The 16,823-nt window shown below is 61.8% G+C and carries 15 protein-coding genes; 7 read left to right on the forward strand and 8 right to left on the reverse strand.

Annotation, left to right across the window (positions count from 1 at the left end; genetic code table 11):
- Nucleotides 1-11: 11 nt before the first annotated feature.
- Both cydB and ACVI9W_RS09010 read right to left on the reverse strand, forming a co-directional pair.
- Complete coding sequence (gene cydB, locus ACVI9W_RS09005) at nt 12-1,019, reverse strand: cytochrome d ubiquinol oxidase subunit II (RefSeq protein WP_038614873.1); 1,008 nt, start codon at nt 1,017-1,019, stop codon at nt 12-14.
- A 3-nt stretch (nt 1,020-1,022) separates the two neighbouring features.
- The gene (locus ACVI9W_RS09010) at nt 1,023-2,462 is read right to left on the reverse strand and encodes a cytochrome ubiquinol oxidase subunit I (RefSeq protein WP_461529795.1); all 1,440 of its coding nucleotides are present in this window, start codon (nt 2,460-2,462) and stop codon (nt 1,023-1,025) included.
- Nucleotides 2,463-2,820: 358 nt separating this feature from the next.
- Between ACVI9W_RS09010 and ACVI9W_RS09015 the strand changes: the two genes are divergently transcribed.
- Nucleotides 2,821-4,050 carry an MFS transporter gene (locus tag ACVI9W_RS09015; protein ID WP_461529796.1) on the forward strand — a complete coding sequence of 410 codons (1,230 nt, stop codon included), beginning with the start codon at nt 2,821-2,823 and terminating at the stop codon, nt 4,048-4,050.
- A 35-nt stretch (nt 4,051-4,085) separates the two neighbouring features.
- On the opposite strand, the gene ACVI9W_RS09020 is transcribed toward ACVI9W_RS09015, so the two are convergent.
- Both ACVI9W_RS09020 and ACVI9W_RS09025 read right to left on the reverse strand, forming a co-directional pair.
- On the reverse strand, nt 4,086-4,634 hold the full coding sequence (locus tag ACVI9W_RS09020; protein WP_461529797.1) for a DJ-1 family glyoxalase III: 549 nt from the start codon (nt 4,632-4,634) through the stop codon (nt 4,086-4,088).
- 39 nt (nt 4,635-4,673) lie between these two features.
- Nucleotides 4,674-5,153, reverse strand: coding sequence for a GNAT family N-acetyltransferase (locus ACVI9W_RS09025; RefSeq protein WP_461529798.1), 480 nt, complete (start codon nt 5,151-5,153; stop codon nt 4,674-4,676).
- Nucleotides 5,154-5,368: 215 nt separating this feature from the next.
- Here ACVI9W_RS09025 and ACVI9W_RS09030 point away from each other — a divergent pair, with 215 nt between their 5' ends.
- From ACVI9W_RS09030 to ACVI9W_RS09045, 4 genes are all read left to right on the forward strand, one after another.
- The gene (locus ACVI9W_RS09030) at nt 5,369-6,664 is read left to right on the forward strand and encodes an NCS2 family permease (RefSeq protein ID WP_422421036.1); all 1,296 of its coding nucleotides are present in this window, start codon (nt 5,369-5,371) and stop codon (nt 6,662-6,664) included.
- Nucleotides 6,661-7,746, forward strand: a complete 1,086-nt coding sequence (gene trmA, locus ACVI9W_RS09035) for a tRNA (uridine(54)-C5)-methyltransferase TrmA (RefSeq protein ID WP_461529799.1) — start codon at nt 6,661-6,663, stop codon at nt 7,744-7,746. Before ACVI9W_RS09030 ends, trmA begins: the two co-directional genes overlap by 4 nt.
- A 72-nt stretch (nt 7,747-7,818) precedes the next feature.
- Nucleotides 7,819-8,724 (forward strand): LysR family transcriptional regulator, encoded by a 906-nt coding sequence (locus ACVI9W_RS09040; protein ID WP_461529800.1) that lies wholly within the window; start codon nt 7,819-7,821, stop codon nt 8,722-8,724.
- 100 nt (nt 8,725-8,824) lie between these two features.
- Nucleotides 8,825-9,271, forward strand: coding sequence for a cupin domain-containing protein (locus tag ACVI9W_RS09045; protein ID WP_461529801.1), 447 nt, complete (start codon nt 8,825-8,827; stop codon nt 9,269-9,271).
- A gap of 16 nt (nt 9,272-9,287) precedes the next feature.
- Here the strand turns inward: ACVI9W_RS09045 and ACVI9W_RS09050 are convergent, their stop codons facing one another.
- Complete coding sequence (locus ACVI9W_RS09050) at nt 9,288-10,457, reverse strand: alkaline phosphatase family protein (protein WP_461529802.1); 1,170 nt, start codon at nt 10,455-10,457, stop codon at nt 9,288-9,290.
- 160 nt (nt 10,458-10,617) lie between these two features.
- On the opposite strand from ACVI9W_RS09050, the gene ACVI9W_RS09055 reads away from it, so the two are divergent.
- A complete protein-coding gene (locus ACVI9W_RS09055; protein ID WP_461529803.1) occupies nt 10,618-11,478 on the forward strand; it encodes a shikimate dehydrogenase in 861 nt (286 codons plus the stop codon).
- Between the two features lie 56 nt (nt 11,479-11,534).
- On the opposite strand, the gene ACVI9W_RS09060 is transcribed toward ACVI9W_RS09055, so the two are convergent.
- Both ACVI9W_RS09060 and quiC read right to left on the reverse strand, forming a co-directional pair.
- Nucleotides 11,535-12,203 carry a TetR/AcrR family transcriptional regulator gene (locus tag ACVI9W_RS09060; RefSeq protein ID WP_038614903.1) on the reverse strand — a complete coding sequence of 223 codons (669 nt, stop codon included), beginning with the start codon at nt 12,201-12,203 and terminating at the stop codon, nt 11,535-11,537.
- Nucleotides 12,204-12,280: 77 nt separating this feature from the next.
- The gene (gene quiC, locus ACVI9W_RS09065; RefSeq protein WP_461529804.1) at nt 12,281-14,188 is read right to left on the reverse strand and encodes a 3-dehydroshikimate dehydratase QuiC; all 1,908 of its coding nucleotides are present in this window, start codon (nt 14,186-14,188) and stop codon (nt 12,281-12,283) included.
- Nucleotides 14,189-14,490: 302 nt separating this feature from the next.
- Between quiC and ACVI9W_RS09070 the strand changes: the two genes are divergently transcribed.
- Nucleotides 14,491-15,831 (forward strand): MFS transporter, encoded by a 1,341-nt coding sequence (locus tag ACVI9W_RS09070; RefSeq protein WP_461529805.1) that lies wholly within the window; start codon nt 14,491-14,493, stop codon nt 15,829-15,831.
- Here ACVI9W_RS09070 and ACVI9W_RS09075 read toward each other — a convergent pair.
- On the reverse strand, nt 15,828-16,706 hold the full coding sequence (locus ACVI9W_RS09075; protein ID WP_461529806.1) for a DMT family transporter: 879 nt from the start codon (nt 16,704-16,706) through the stop codon (nt 15,828-15,830). The two genes, ACVI9W_RS09070 and ACVI9W_RS09075, sit on opposite strands and share 4 nt — an antisense overlap.
- Nucleotides 16,707-16,823: the final 117 nt, after the last annotated feature.

A 16,823-nucleotide genomic window follows, 5' to 3' on the forward strand; every position in this document is an offset into this window, starting at 1 on the left:
GCCAGGCCCTCCTAGTGGTAGCCATCCTCGTGGGTCACCTTGCCGCGGAACACGTAATAGCTCCAGAAGGTGTAGCCAAGGATGAACGGAATGATGAACAGCGCCCCGACCAGCATGAAGCCCTGGCTCTGCGGTGGTGCGGCAGCGTCCCAGATCGAAACCGACGGTGGAATGATGTTCGGCCACAGGCTGATGCCAAGGCCACTGTAGCCCAGGAAGATCAACGCCAGGGTCAGCAGGAACGGGGTGTAGTGCGCATTGCGTGCCACCGCCTTGAGCAAACCGTAGAGGGTCACCAGCACCAGGATCGGTACCGGCAGGAACCAGAACAGGTTAGGCAGGGTGAACCAGCGCGAAGCGATCTCCGGGTGCGCCAGCGGCGTCCAGATACTGACGATACCGGTCACTGCCAGCAGCACCAGAGCCAAAGGACGCGCCAGGTCATGCATCTGCAGTTGCAGCTTGCCCTCGGTTTTCATGATCAGCCAGGTGCAGCCGAGCAAGGCATAGGCAACGATCAGCCCCAGCCCGCAGAACAGACTGAACGGAGTCAGCCAGTCGAAGGCACCACCGGCATAGCTACGGTCGACCACCTTGAAACCTTCAATGAAGGCACCCAGAGCCACGCCCTGGAAGAAGGTCGCCGCGAGCGAACCGCCGATAAACGCCTTGTCCCAGAGGTGACGCTTTTCGGCCGTGGCCTTGAAGCGGAACTCGAATGCCACGCCGCGGAAGATCAAGCCAACGAGCATCAGCATCAGCGGCAGGTAAAGTGCCGACAGCACGACCGCATAGGCCAGCGGGAAGGCGCCGAACAGCGCCGCACCGCCGAGTACCAGCCAGGTTTCGTTACCGTCCCAGACCGGCGCGACGGTGTTCATCATCACGTCACGGTCCTGCTCGCCTTTGACGAAGGGGAAGAGAATGCCAATCCCCAGGTCGAAACCATCCATGACCACGTACATCATGATGCCGAAGATAATGATCACGGCCCAGATCAGTGGAAGATCAATACCCATGACTCAGTTCCCCTTGTTCAGGCTGGTGTGCTCGCGATCGTCGTGATCGTCATCAGCGGCAGACAACGGCCGTGCCGGCGTGCGTTTCTGGCCAGGTCCGCCTTTGATGGGTTCTTCGCCCTCGCCGGTTTTCGGCCCTTTGCGCACCAGACGCATCATGTAGCCCAGACCCGCACCGAACAGGGCGAAATAGACCACCACGAACATCACCAGAGTCACGCCCAACTGGGTATAGCTGTGGTTCGAGACACCATCGGCAGTACGCATCACGCCATAGACCACCCAGGGCTGACGGCCAACCTCGGTAGTGAACCAGCCGGCGAGGATCGCGATCAGGCCGGACGGGCCCATCCACAAGGTCAGGTAGAGGAACGGACGCGAGCTGTAGATCTTGTCGCGCTTGCGCAGCCACAGGCTCCACAGGCCGACGAAGATCATCAGCATGCCCAGACCTACCATGATCCGGAACGACCAGAACACCACGGTGGAGTTAGGCCGGTCTTCCTTCGGGAACTCCTTCATCGCCGGGACTTGCTTGTCCAGGCTGTGGGTCAGGATCAGACTGCCCAGGGCCGGGATTTCCAGCTTGAAGCGGGTGGTCTCGGCTTCCATGTCGGGAATGCCGAAGAGAATCAGCGGGGTCGGCTCGTCACCGACATTCTCCCAGTGACCTTCGATCGCAGCGATTTTCACCGGCTGGTGCTTGAGGGTGTTCAAGCCATGGAAGTCACCGATCACCGCCTGAATCGGCGCCACGATCAAGGCCATCCACATTGCCATCGAGAGCATTTTGCGGATCGCCGGGTTGTCACGCCCACGCAGCAGGTGCCAGGCCGCCGAAGCGCCAACGAAGAACGCCGTGGCAACGAACGCCGCGGTGGCCATGTGCAGCAAGCGATAAGGGAACGACGGGTTGAAGATCACCGCGAACCAGTCCACCGGGATCACGACGCCGTTGACGATTTCGTAACCCTGCGGGGTCTGCATCCAGCTGTTGGAGGCAAGAATCCAGAACGTGGAAATGATCGTACCGATGGCCACCATGACCGTGGCAAAGAAGTGCAGGCCACGGCCGACACGGTTCCAGCCAAACAGCATGACGCCGAGGAAACCGGCCTCGAGGAAGAAGGCGGTAAGCACTTCATAGGTCAAAAGCGGCCCGGTGATGGAGCCGGCAAAGTCGGAGAACTTGCTCCAGTTGGTGCCGAACTGATAGGCCATGACCAGACCGGAGACCACACCCATGCCGAAGTTGACGGCAAAGATTTTCGACCAGAAGTGGTAAAGGTCACGGTAGACACTGTTGTTGGTCTTCAGCCACAAGCCTTCGAGCACCGCCAGGTAACTCGCCAGGCCAATGGTGATGGCCGGAAACAGGATGTGAAAAGACACGGTAAACGCGAACTGGATTCGGGCGAGATCTAGGGCCTCTAATCCGAACATAGTGCTTCCTCTGTCAGGTAATCCGGCGTCAGGCGATGGGCCTTGGCGCCAACTGCCCCCACGGTAGTTGAGTGTGGCTAGTTGGAATTGTTCTGAGTACTTCACAACGCAGGGAATTCGGCCGTTCTGGCCCACCGTTGCAAATGAAACTATTGATCCAGATCAACGGCTGCCTGAAAGGATAGTCCTGAAAGGTCCGCGCGGTTGTGTGGTTCATTGCCGCAGATCAGTTGTGCACGGTTTTGTGCGCCCCAAAACAGTGCACAAGCGGCGCATTACCCGACCTTCTTGTAACTCGCCGTTACAAACTGGTGATAATCTGCACCGCTGTTTCCCTCGCCGAGGCTCTGTTTCGCCGATGTCAGCCCATCCGCCGCTGTTGTTGCGTCACCACCGCCCTTTCCTCGCGTTCTGGTTGGCGCGGGTGTGTACCGCCAGTGGCTTCCAGATGCTCACCGTGGCCATCGGCTGGCACCTGTACCAGTTGACCGGCAACGTCCTTGACCTTGGCCTGGTCGGCCTGGTGGAGTTCGCCCCGCGGGTACTGTTCATGCTGCACACCGGGCATGTCGCCGACCGCTACGACCGGCGCCGCGTTGCCGCCCTGTGCCAGACGGCTCAGGCCTTCATCGCCCTGGCTCTGGTGGTCGGCAGCAGTACCGGCAATGTCAGCCGCGAACTGATCTTCATCCTCGCCTTTCTGCTCGGCAGCGCCCGCTCCTTCGAAATGCCGGCGACCCAGGCACTGCTACCGAACGTAGTGCCCTCTGCGCTATTTCCCCGCGCAGTAGCGGCCTCGGCCTCGGCGATGCAGGCGGCAACCATCGTCGCCCCCGCAGTGGGCGGTTTTCTCTATGCATTTGGCAGTGTCTGGGTGTACGGCCCGACGGTGCTGCTGTACGTGACGGCTTGCCTGCTGACCCTGAGCCTCAGCGTGCGACCGCAAGCGCCTCAGCAAGGCCGCGCCAGCCTTGATTCCTTGCTGGCTGGCATTCGCTTTATCCGCAGCCGACCGGACATCCTCGGCGCCATCTCCCTGGATCTGTTCGCCGTATTGCTGGGCGGCGCAACCGCACTGCTGCCGGTGTTCGCCAAGGACATTCTGCTCACCGGCCCCTGGGGCCTGGGCCTGTTGCGCTCGGCGCCAGCGGTGGGAGCCTTGCTGATGTCGCTGTGGCTGGCGCGCTTTCCCGTGGAGCGCAAGGTCGGCCGGGTGATGTTCACCGCTGTCGGGATCTTCGGTGTGGCCACCATCGCCTTCGGCCTGTCGACCTCGTTCTGGTTTTCGCTGGCGGTGCTGGCTGTGCTCGGGGCAGCCGACATGATCAGCATGGTGATTCGCGGCGCCTTCGTGCAGCTGGAGACTCCGGATGAGATGCGTGGCAGGGTCAGTGCGGTGAACGGGCTGTTCATCGGCGCGTCCAACCAGCTTGGCGAATTCGAGTCAGGGCTGACTGCGCACTGGTTCGGTACAGTGCCGGCAGTGGTGCTCGGCGGGGTCGGGACGCTGGTGGTGACCGGGGTGTGGATCAAGCTGTTTCCGAGCCTGGCCGGAAGGGATCATATGCACAGCAAGCCCCCGGGTTGATCTCAAGGGCCTTGCCGGCGATGAGGTCAGAACTGTTATACCTGCAACTGCCCCGCAACTCGGTTACGAGCCGCCTTTCCCGCCACCTGTTCCACCAGTGTCAACGCAAACGCCAACGCCGCTCCCGAACCCTGGGCAGTAATGCAGTTACCATCCACCACCACCGGCTGATCGACAAAACTGCATCCGGAGAGCTGCTGACTGGCATCCGGATGACAGGTCATGCGTCGCTGACGCAGCACCCCGAAAGCCTGCAATGCCAAGGGCCCTTCGCCAATCGCGGCAAAAAACTTGCCGGCTTTGGCCTGCTCCACTACCCGCTGTGTCAGCGGTTGGTGCACCGCCATGTGCTGCACTCCTTTCTCGCCCCCCGGCAACACGATCAGCTCGAACGGCTGGGCAAGCAAGTCCACCAACATGCCGTCGGCGGTCAAGCGCGTGCCACGGGCGCAGGTAAGCATGCGCCGGCCTTCGATGCTGGCTACCACCACTTCCACTTCGGCGCGGCGCAACACATCGATCAGGGTCACGCTCTGCAGGTCATCCACGCCTTCAGCAATTACGATCAGGGCTCTGTGGGTCATCACTGCACTCCGTCGGGGGTATGGATAAAGCGTAGTCGCTCACAGCATGAGGGTCAGTTGGCACTCGTAGCCCTTGCGGGCGCGATAGCCATCACCGCTGTCAACCCAGCCGGTCCCCCGGTACAACGCCAGGGCGGCGTGATTGCCTGGTTCCACCGACAATTGCAGGCGGCGAACATCCGGCCAGCAAGCGCGAACCCAATCGGGTAATGCCTGCATACAAAATCGTCCCAGACCGCGCCCCTGTACGCGTCGATCCACCTGCAAGGCATTGATCGTGGCCGCATCGGCCGCGGCCCAGGGCGGCAGGAACGCCCCGCGCTGGAGCAACAGAAAGGCCCTGGGCTCGGCATCGAGCAATAGCACCACGCCGCGCATGTCATCGCTTTCAGTACCCAGCAGGATGTACAGCACGCTGGCCATATCGCCGCAATAGCGCAGTTGCTCGGGCTGCACCTGGATGCCGACCAGCTGGTCGCGCTGGGCCTGGCTCAGGTCGCGGTAATCAATCAGTTGCACAGCGGGCTCTCATGAGGGGGATGTGGGGGAATCGGCGCAGAACCTGCAGATATCTGCAGTGTATCGCGACAATAATTACCGCTGGCCAAGCATGCTGGTATGATGCGCGGCTTTTTTCCGGCCCAATCAAATTCCACAAACCGTCCGGTACGGTCTGTGCTTTGCTGAGGGGGTCGATACATTCACGGCGCCGGGGCGCGCCACGGGGAGCAGGCATGCTGGAAAGGCTGTTTCAACTAAAAGCACACGACACCAATGTCCGCACCGAAATTCTCGCGGGCGTGACCACCTTCCTGGCCATGGCCTATATCCTGTTCGTCAACCCGAGCATTCTCGGCGAGACCGGCATGGACAAGGGCGCGCTGTTCGTTGCCACCTGTCTGGCAGCTGCCATCGGCTCGACCACCATGGGCCTGATCGCCAACTACCCGATCGCCCTGGCGCCGGGTATGGGCCTGAACGCCTTCTTCACCTACACCGTGGTCCTGCACATGGGCCACACCTGGCAGGTGGCCCTTGGTGCGGTATTCATTTCGGCGGTGCTGTTCTTCCTGCTGTCGATCTTTCGTATCCGTGAGTGGATCGTCAACAGCATTCCGCTGCCACTGCGTTCGGCCATTGCTGCCGGTATCGGCCTGTTCCTGGCACTGATCGCCCTGCACAACGCCGGTATCGTCGTCGACAACCAGGCGACCCTGGTGGGCCTTGGTGACCTCAAGCAACCGGCGCCAATCCTCGCCACCCTGGGCTTTTTCCTGATTGTCGCCCTGGAAGCACTGAAGGTTCGTGGTGCCGTACTGATCGGCATCCTGGCGGTGACCGTGGCCTCGATCGGCCTGGGCGTCACCCCGTTCGCGGGCGTGGTCTCGATGCCGCCTTCGCTGGCCCCGACGTTCCTGCAGCTGGACATCAAGGGCGCCCTGGATGTCGGCCTGATCAGCGTGATCTTCGCCTTCCTGTTCGTTGACCTGTTCGACAACTCCGGCACCCTGATCGGCGTTGCCAAACGCGCCGGCCTGATGCGCAAGGACGGTCACATGCCGAAGATGGGCCGCGCCCTGATCGCTGACAGTACCGCGGCCATGGCCGGTTCCCTGCTCGGCACCTCGACCACCACCAGCTACATCGAGTCGGCTGCCGGCGTGAGTGCTGGCGGACGCACCGGCCTGACCGCCATCGTCGTCGCCATCCTGTTCCTGCTGGCGCTGTTCTTCGCCCCGCTGGCCGGTAGCGTGCCGGCCTTCGCCACCGCACCAGCACTGTTGTTCGTCGCCGTGTTGATGGCTTCGGGCCTGGCTGAAATAAACTGGGACGACGTTACCGAAGCTGCGCCAGTGGTGATCACCGCCCTGGCCATGCCGCTGACCTACTCGATCGCCAACGGCATCGCCTTCGGTTTCATTTCCTGGACTGCGATCAAGCTGCTCTCCGGCCGTCGCCGCGACCTGAACCCGGCGCTGGTGATCCTCTCGGTCCTGTTCGTCATCAAGCTGGGCTGGTTCAACGCATGAGTGCTGTCTTAGACCCTTCGACCTACACCCAGCAGCTCGACGCCAAGGCTGCACGCCTGCGCGAGCTGCTGGCGCCTTTCGATGCCCCGGAACCGGCGGTGTTCGACTCGCCCCGCGAGCACTACCGCCTGCGCGCCGAGTTCCGCCTGTGGCGTGAGAACGAGCAGCGCTTCTATGCGATGTTCGCTCCGGGCGAGAAGCACACGCCGATCCTGATCGAAGACTTCCCGATCGCCAGCCTGCGCATCAATGAACTGATGCCGCGGCTCAAGGCCGCCTGGCAAGCCAGCTCGGCGCTGAGCTTCAAGCTGTTCCAGGTCGAGTTCCTCACCACCCTGGCCGGCGATGCGATGATCACCCTGTGCTACCACCGTCCCCTGGACGAGCACTGGGAGGCCGCGGCGCAGCAGCTGGCCAAAGACCTGGACGTCAGCATCATCGGCCGCTCCAAGGGCAAGCGTGTGGTGATCGGTCGCGATTACGCGGTAGAAGAACTGCAGATCGCCGGACGCAACTTCCGCTATCGCCAGCCGGAAGGCGCCTTCACTCAGCCTAACGGCGCGGTGAACCAGAAGATGCTCAACTGGGCCTACGAGGCCCTCGGCGAGCGCCAGGACGACCTGCTCGAGCTGTACTGCGGCAACGGCAACTTCACCCTGCCGCTGGCGACCCGGGTGCGCAAGGTGCTGGCCACCGAGATCAGCAAGACCTCGGTCAACGCCGCCCTGCATAACCTCGACGACAACGCCGTGGATAACGTGCGTCTGGTGCGCCTGTCTGCCGAAGAGCTGACTGAAGCACTGAACGAAGTTCGCCCGTTCCGCCGTCTGGAAGGCATCGACCTGAAGAGCTACCAGTTCGGTAGCGTGTTCGTCGACCCGCCGCGTGCCGGCATGGACCCGGACACCTGCGAGCTGACCCGGCGCTTCGACAATATCCTGTACATCTCCTGCAACCCGGAAACCCTGGCGGCGAACATCGCCCAGTTGCACGACACACACCGCATCGAACGTTGTGCGTTGTTTGACCAGTTTCCGTATACCCATCACATGGAGAGTGGGGTGTTGCTGGTTCGCCGTTGACCCCGGTGTTGCAGGCGCCGGCTCTGCCAGCGCCTGCAACGGGCCGCAGATATCAAGGAGCATCGCCCTCTGATGGACCAGTTCAGCGCCATGCAATCCTTCCGCCGGGTGGTCGAGCACGGCAGCTTCAGCGCCGCTGCCGCCCTGGCGGGGCAATCCCATACGGTGCTGTCGCGGCAGGTGAAGAACCTCGAACGCCAGCTCGGCAGTCAACTGCTCAACCGCACCACCCGGCGCCTGCAACTGACCGAAGCGGGTGCGCTGTTCTACCGACACTGCGTGCAGATTCTCGACCAGATGGAGGCAATGACGCTGGAGCTTTCCGAGCACCAGCAGCAACCCTCCGGCACCTTGCGCCTGAGCGTCTCCAGTGCGTTTGGCGAACTGGAACTGGGCCACTGGCTACCCGGCTTCGTCGAACGCTTCACCGAATTGCAGATTGAACTGAGTTGTACCGACCGCTTCGTCGATATGCTCGATGAGGGTATCGACCTGTGCCTGCGGGTCACCGATCACTTGCCGGACTCCAGCCTGGTGGCACGCACGCTGGCGCCAAGTGAAGTGATACTGGTCGCCGCAGCGTCGTACCTCAAGCGCCTGCCAACCGCCATCACGGCCGACAACCTGGGCGAGCATCCGCTGCTCGGCTACAACCGCCTCGCTCAACCGCAGCGCCTGCAACTGGTCGGGCCTTCGGGCAGCCAACGCGAGGTGCTGATGCCCAGCCGTGTCAGCGCCAACTCGCCGATGGCACTACGGGCCGCCGCTATCGGTGGCCTGGGCATCGCCAGCTTTGACCGTTTCATCGTCCACGACGCCTTGCAGGATGGCCGCCTGGTGCAACTGCTGCCGGACTGGCAACAACCTGCGCGCACCCTGTATGCGCTCTACCCGCAAAGCCGCTACCTGGCGCCCAAGGTTCGTGCACTGCTGGATTACCTTCAGGACTACTATCGGGCTCCACGTTGGCAGATGTAATTGGTGCAAAAAACGCACAAATCATGGCCTCTTACGGGCGTATTTCTGCATCAAGCGTTCAATTAACCTTCGCGCACTCCACTCAACGAAGGTTATCGCCATGAAAGCTTTGAAAACCTCCCTGTTCGGCCTGATCCTGACCGCCTCTACCACTACCGTGTTGGCCCAGAACGAGATCAAACCAGAAGCACTGATCTCGCTGCCCAACGCCGCTCTGCAATGGCAAGCAGTACCCAACACAAACGGCGCCGTCACTTACGCCAACACTGAGGGGAATATTTTCGGCAAGGGCAACTACTCGGCCTTTGTCACCTTCAAGGCAGGCACCGACAACGGTCTGCATACCCACAGCCAGAGCCTGCCAACAGTGGTCCTGAAAGGCACTTTCTACGCCGTGATCGATAAGGTGCGCACCGAGTATCCAGCGGGCTCGTACTACAAACTGCCGGCCAATCTGGTGCATGAAAGCGGCTGCACCGCCGCGGCAGATTGCCTGCTGTTCCAGTACCAGGCCGAGAACTTCGACCTGGTACCGGTGAAAGGCTGAGCCCGGGCCCGCTCCTTCAGCTCAGCCCCGCGCACATCAACAAGGGCACCTGCTGGTCTTCATCCGTCAGCGCACCATGGTGCCCTCGCCATTGACTGGCGTGCATTTCCACTTCGCTGCGAATGATCCCCCCCGCTCCGGTCGGCACCACGATCAGGTCGCCAATCCGCGCCTCGGCCTGGCTGAGCAAGACATCTCCAAACAAGCCCGCAGCAATCGCCTGGGCCTTGGACAACACCTGGTACTGCTCGCCCAAGTGATTCTGCCAGCGCTGGTGCACACGGTCCTGCTGGCTCGGCACGTACAGGTAGCGCGCGCGGATATCACCGGCGATGGCGCGCACGCCCTCCTGCAACACCGGGTCGAGGTCGAAGTCACGCACCTGGTCGCTGTCCAGCGCCAGCATGCCGTGGTCGGCGATGACCATCAACTGCACCCGCTCCGGCAGCTTGCGGGCGATGGCCTGAGCCAGCTGGTCGGCAATTTCCAGTTGCTTGAGCCAGCCCTCGGAGCCCGGACCGAACAGGTGCCCGGCAAAATCCAGGTCGCCGAAATAGCCAAAACAGAAGGCCGGATCTTCAGTCGCCAGCGCTGCATTGATCAGTTCCGGGTAGGCGTCATAGGCCGGGGCCGGGAGTATCCGTCCGGCCTTGTAGATCGCCTGGCTGAACGCCGAGTTGGCATAGCGGCCGAGCATGACCGTGCTGATGGCAATGCCCTGCGCGCTGGCCAGGCTCCAGGCATCGGGCGGCACGATGAACGATTCCGGTGCCGGAGCTGCAGCTGGCTGTGCTTCGGCTTGTAGCGCAGCAGTGGTCCACGACAACGGCGACAACTCGGTCTGCTGATCCAGGGCAAAGCTGCAGCCGACAATGCCATGCGCACCGCTGCCAAGCCCCGAGGTCACCGAGGCCAGGCTGGTGGCGGTGGTCGCCGGAAAGCCCACGCGAAAATACGAATCCGGCTGCATCAATGAGGCGAGGAATGGCGCGTGCCGGGCATGGGCCTGGAGCAGGTTCCAGCCCAGGCCGTCGATCAGCAGCAGGCAGGTCGCCTGCGAGCGATCCAGGCGGAAGCTGTTGCGAAAGCCCTGGCCACCGAGGGTGGCGAAGATCGACTGGGTCAGGTTGGCCAGGCCCGGCCAGGTTTCACCCAGCAACTGCGAGTCGTTGAACGGCATTGCCATGTCTCCCTCCGTGGGCAGGTGCGAATCAACAGGTGTAGCACAGGCTGTGCGATCAGCGCACAGAAAAACGCCCGCGACCGCGTTCATCGATTGACCAAATTAACCAATCGGTACATTTTCAGCGAAAGCCTCTTCCCAAGAACAACAATGGAGTTTTCCCATGAATCCGGCCCCCTCTCCTGGCATCCTCGCCGGCCTGATCGGTGCAGGTATCCAGGCCTCACGCACCCCGGCACTGCATGAGCACGAAGGCCATGCCCTGGGTCTTAACTACCTGTACCGATTAATCGATCTGGATCAGTTGAAACTCGACAGCAGCGCTCTGGAGCAACTGCTCAGCGCTGCCGAGGCCATGGGTTACACCGGCCTGAACATCACCTTCCCGTGCAAACAGGCAATCCTGCCGTTGCTCGATGACCTCTCTGCCGAGGCCCGAGGCATTGGCGCGGTCAATACCGTGGTGCTCAAGGACGGCAAGCGTATCGGCCACAACACCGACTGCCTGGGTTTCGCCGAAGGCTTTCGCCGCGGCTTGAGCGACGCGCCACGTCGTCAGGTGGTGCAGATGGGCGCAGGCGGTGCCGGGGCTGCGGTGGCCCATGCGCTGCTGGCCGAAGGGGTCGGGCAGTTGACGGTATTCGATGTCGAGTTGGCTCGGGCTCAGGCGCTGGTGGATAACCTCAATGCGCATTTCGACGGCAGCCGTGCCCGCGTCGGGCACGACCTGGCCCATGCATTGGGCGAAGCTGATGGCCTGGTCAACACCACACCGATGGGTATGGCCAAACTGCCGGGCATGCCGGTGCCCAAGGCATTGCTGAGGGCTGATCTGTGGGTGGCGGAGATCGTCTACTTTCCGCTGCAAACCGAACTGCTGCGTGAGGCCCGGGCCCTGGGCTGTCGCACCCTGGATGGTTCGAACATGGCGGTGTTTCAAGCGGTGAAGGCGTTTGAGCTGTTCAGTGGCTTGCAGCCGGATGCGGCGCGGATGCTTGAACACTTCAATAGTATGGGTAGCTGAAAAGCATCGCGGGGCAAGCCCGCTCCCACAGTGGGAGCGGGCTTGCCCCGCGAAGATCAGGCTTGCAGGAAACGCAAAACCGACTCGCAAATCATCTCGCGATGACGCGCCTTGAGCGCCGCATCTTCGAAATCAACCTGGAAGATCTCGCCAAAGGTGTTGCGGTTCGATACCCGGTAGAAGCAGAACGAACTGATCAACAGGTGTACGTCCAGCGCCTCCAGGCCCTGACGGAAGACCCCTTCGGCAGCCCCGCGGCGCAGGATCTCGTCCAGTGCATTGAGCACGGTCTTGTTCATCGAGCGAATCACCGCAGAGCGCTTCACATACTCGCCGTGATGCATGTTCTCGTTGCAGACGATACGCACGAAATCGACGTTGCGATCATGGTGATCGAAGGTGAACTCCACCAGCCGGCGAATGCCCTGACGCGGCTCCAGCTCAGCCAGGTGCAGGCTGCTCTCGGTGTTGCGAATATCACCGTAGAGCTTCTCCAGTACCTCGACGTACAACTGCTCCTTGCTGTTGAAGTAGTAGTAGATCATGCGTTTGGAGGTCTGGGTGCGCTCGGCGATGGCATCGACCCGGGCGCCAGCCAGCCCTTGCTGGACGAACTCGCTGATCGCCGCCTGGAGAATATTCTCGCGGGTCTTTTCCGGATTGTTCTTGCGCCCCTTGCGCGCCACTGGTTCAGGGGCGGCGCAGAGTGCTGGAGTAGTTGTCATACGGGACTCGTGGCCAACGGTTAACCCGGTGATTATGAGCCCCGGGAGATAAGGAAGAAAGCCTGCTGGCCCCCGCCCTACAAGCGGGCCTGTGCCGGGGCGCCCGCACGGGCCTTGGCCATGGCCGCCAGACGCACGGCGACGTTGGCCGCGCCGTAGCCGCTGTAGCCATTGCGCCGCTGCAGGACCTCGAAGAAAAAGCGCTCCTCGAACGGTTCGGTATACACGTGAAACAGCTCGCCGCCCTGGGCGTCACGGTCATAGAGCACGTTGTAATAAGCCAGCTCACTGAGGAACTCGTCGTCGAAATCAAAGCGCGCAGCCAGGTCGTCGTAATAGTTGAGCGGGATGTCGAGCAACGCCACACCGGCCTCCTTGGCTTGCTTGACCGCGGCAAAGATGTCGTCGCAATCGAAGGCGATGTGATGCACACCCGAGCCGCGGTAATGCGACAGGGCATGAGCGATGGCCGTATTGCGGTTTTCCGAGATGTTCAACGGCAGGCGGATCGAGCTGCAACGGCTGCGCAGCGCCCGGCTTTTTACCAGACCATAAGGATCAGGCAGGACCACTTCGTCATCGGCGGTGAAGTCCAGCAGGCTTTTGTAGAACAGCGCCCAACTGTCCAGGCCATCGGCCGGCAAGGCCAGGGCCATGTGATCGATGCGCTTGAGACCGAGGCTGTTACCCGAGGCTTGCACCAGGCTGAAATCGGTATCGTAGATGGTCCGCCCTTCGGCGTCTTGATCGACCAGGTAGATCAGGCTGCCATCGGGCGCACGCACCGCCGCCAGCTCGCGCTCGTTCGGTCCGACCAGGCCGCGGTAAGGCTGGCCATGAAAGGCCACCGCGCGAGCCAGCGCCTGGGCACTGTCCTTGACCCGGATTGCCGTAGCGCACAAGGACGGGCCATGGCTTTCGAAAAAGTTGTGGGCAAACGAATAAGGCTCGGCGTTGAGGATCAGGTTGATATCGCCCTGGCGCAGCAAACTGACATTCTTCGAGCGGTGGGTACCGGTGCGGGTGAAGCCCAGGCGTTCCAGCCAGTTACCCAGCTTGGCGCCGAGGGCGTCGTCAACGGCAAATTCAAGAAACTCGATGCCATCGTAGGCACTGGCTGGCGGTGGCGCGAACAATAGATCGTCCTGCGCTTGCGAAGTCTGCTGTGCAAGGCGCTGGCGGGTCTTCTCCTCCAGATACAGCAGCGAACGCAGACCGTCGGCGGCATTGGCGCGCGGTGGCGCGGCGCGGAAACCATCGTTGAAGATTTCCAGCGACAACGGCCCGCGATAGCCGCTGGCCAGAATCGGTGCCAGAAAGCCCGCCAGATCGAACTCGCCCTGCCCCGGGAAGCAGCGAAAATGCCGGCTCCACTCCAGTACATCCATCGCCAGCAGCGGTGCATCAGCCATCTGCACGAAGAAGATCTTGTCGCCAGGGACCTCGGCGATCGCACTCGGGTCGCCCTTGAGCGACAGGGTATGAAAACTGTCGAGAATCATCCCCAGGCTGGCATGGTCCGCGGCCTTGACGATGTCCCAGACCTGCTGCCAGGTGTTCACATGCCGGCCCCAGGCCAATGCTTCGTAGCCGATGCGCAGATCGCGAGCCCCGGCGCGCTCGGCCAGCAGACGCAGGTCGTCGACCAGCACCTGGCGCTCGCCCAGTGAATCGGCAGCCACGTTGCTGCACACCAGCACCAGATCAGTTCCCAGCTCCTGCATCAGGTCGAACTTGCGCTCGGCACGGTCCAGGTTGCGCGCCAGACGCTCACGACGGCAGCCTTCGAAATCGCGAAACGGCTGAAACAGGGTGATTGCCAGGCCCAGGTCGGCGCAGCGCTGGCGGATTTCCCGCGGGCTGCCGGCGTAGTAGAGCAAGTCATTTTCGAAGATCTCGACCCCGTCAAAGCCCGCGGCGGCAATGGCGTCGAGTTTTTCAGGCAAGGTACCGCTCAAGGACACGGTGGCAATTGAACGCTGCATTTTTATGGCTCCGATGGGCAGGCAAAACCCGGATACTGCGAGTATTGGCGCTGCACACTTTTTGCTCAATCAAAAAGGTACTAACTGGTTAGTTTTGTGTTCGATTATCGCCCATAATAGCGTTCTACGAATTGACCCTTTTTTGACCACAGGCGCACCATTTCGACACCGGGCAGTGATGCTCGACGCGCCAAAAGCGCCTCGACCCCTGCCGTTCCAACCGACCGCCGTACACCCCGGCGTCCTTAGCGTTGCGTAACCCAGGCTTGACCCATAAACATAAAAATACGGGTAACCCTCCCATGATCCATTCGCACAGTTCCCGCATGGCCCAGCCGCTGGCCAGCAACCCGCACGCCGGCATCGGCGACAAGATCCGTGGCGCCATGGCAGTCGGCAAGACCCGTTGGGCCATGCTTGCCCTGGTGTTCTTTGCCACGACCCTGAACTACATCGACCGCGCCGCCCTAGGCGTCATGCAGCCGATCCTGGCCAAGGAAATGAGCTGGACGGCGATGGATTACGCCAACATCAACTTCTGGTTCCAGGTCGGCTATGCCATCGGCTTCGTCCTCCAGGGCCGGTTGATCGACCGCATCGGCGTCAAGCGCGTGTTCTTCTGCGCGGTGCTGCTCTGGAGCCTGGCCACCGGAGCTCACGGCCTGGCCACTTCGGCGGTGGGTTTCATGGTCTGCCGCTTCATTCTCGGCCTGACCGAAGCCGCCAACTACCCGGCCTGCGTCAAGACTACCCGCCTGTGGTTCCCGGCCGGCGAGCGGGCGGTGGCCACCGGCATCTTCAACGCCGGGACCAACGTCGGAGCGATGTTCACACCGATGCTGTTGCCGCTGATTCTCACCGTCTGGGGCTGGCAGGCCGCATTCATGGGCATGGCCGCCCTGGGCCTGGTGTGGGTGATTTTCTGGGGCCTGAAGTACTTCAATCCGGAAGACCACCCAAGCGTCAGCAAGGAAGAACTGGCCTACGTGCAGGGCGAAAAGGAACCGGAGCAGGCCCGCGTGCCCTTCTCGCGCATTCTGCGCATGCGCGGCACCTGGGCCTTCGCCCTGGCCTACTCGATGACCGCACCGGTGTTCTGGTTCTACCTGTACTGGCTGCCGCCGTTCCTCAACCAGCAGTACAACCTGGGCATCAGCGTGACGCAGATGGGTATTCCGCTGATCGTCATCTACATCAGCGCCGACTTCGGCAGTGTTGGCGGGGGCATTCTCTCGTCGTTCCTGATTGGCCGTGGCATGGCGCCGGTCAAGGCTCGCCTGCTGTCGATGCTGCTGTTTGCGATCACCATCATCGGCGTGATCTTCGCCGCAGGCGCCAGCAGCCTGTGGGTTGCGGTTCTGGCCATCTCCCTGGCAATCGCCGCGCACCAGGCCTGGACCGCCAATATCTGGAGCCTGGTGATGGACTACACGCCCAAGCACATGATGAGTACGGTGTTCGGTTTCGGTGGCATGTGCGCGGCCATCGGCGGGATGTTCATGACCCAGTTGGTGGGCTACATCCTGACCACCACCAACAACAACTACACCTTGCTGTTCACCATGATCCCGGCCATGTACTTCATTGCCCTGACCTGGATGTACCTGATGGCCCCGCGCAAGGTGCCGAAGGTCGAAGGCTAAGGCTTGCGCTGCAACCAGGCAGCGCCCAGGCCACTGAGGCAGATCAGCGCGATACCGACCAGCCCGGCCATGTCCGGGCTGTGTCCGAACAGCACCAGGCCGAGTATCCCGGCGAACACGATCTGACAGTAACTGAACGGCGCCAGCATGGCCGGTGGCGCGTGGCGGAAAGCCTGGGTCAGGAACAGGTGCGCGGTCATCCCGCAGGTACCGAGCGCCACCGCCATCAACCCGTGGATCAGGTTCGGCGTTTGCCAGAACATCGGCACGATGGCACTCATCACCAGCGTATTCATCACACCGGTAAAGAAGTTGCTGGTAGTCGGGCTGTCGATGCCGCTGAGCTTGCGCGTCAGCAACTGATAGAAACAAAAGCACAGCGCCGAGCCGAAGGGCAGCAGCACAGCAGGCGTGAACAGTGCCCCCCCTGGGTGAATGATCACCGTCACCCCGACGAAACTCACCAGCACCGCTACCCACTGGCCGCGTGTGACCTTCTCGCCCAACAACGGCAGTGACAGCGCCGTCACCAGCAGCGGCGCAAGAAAGTTGACGGCAGTTGCTTCCGCCATGGGTATGTACTGCAAGGCCGTGGTGAACAACAGACTGGTGCCCAGCAAGCACAGTGCCCGCAAAGCCTGCAGCCCTGGCCGACGCGTACGCAGCACACGCAATCCGGACTGTGGCAGGAAGATCGCCATCATCAGCAGGGTGTGCACCAGGTAGCGCGCCCACACCACCCAGATAATCGGATAAAAGCCGGCCAGGTACTTGGACAGCGCGTCATGGCTGGCAAACAGGAAAGTTGCCACGACCACCAGCAAAATGCCCCGCAATGGCTGGCTGGCATCGTTGAGCGCAGTGGGACGGGGCATGAGGTCGGCTCGCGGGTCTTATTCTGTGAGTGCGTTATTTAGAACCAAGTTCCACTTTCAATGCAAGCACAAAAACCGCAAGGCAGTACGTTCTTACCTGTGCGGGCAGATGCAGTG

It is taken from the genome of Pseudomonas sp. 210_17 TE3656 (assembly GCF_054821965.1).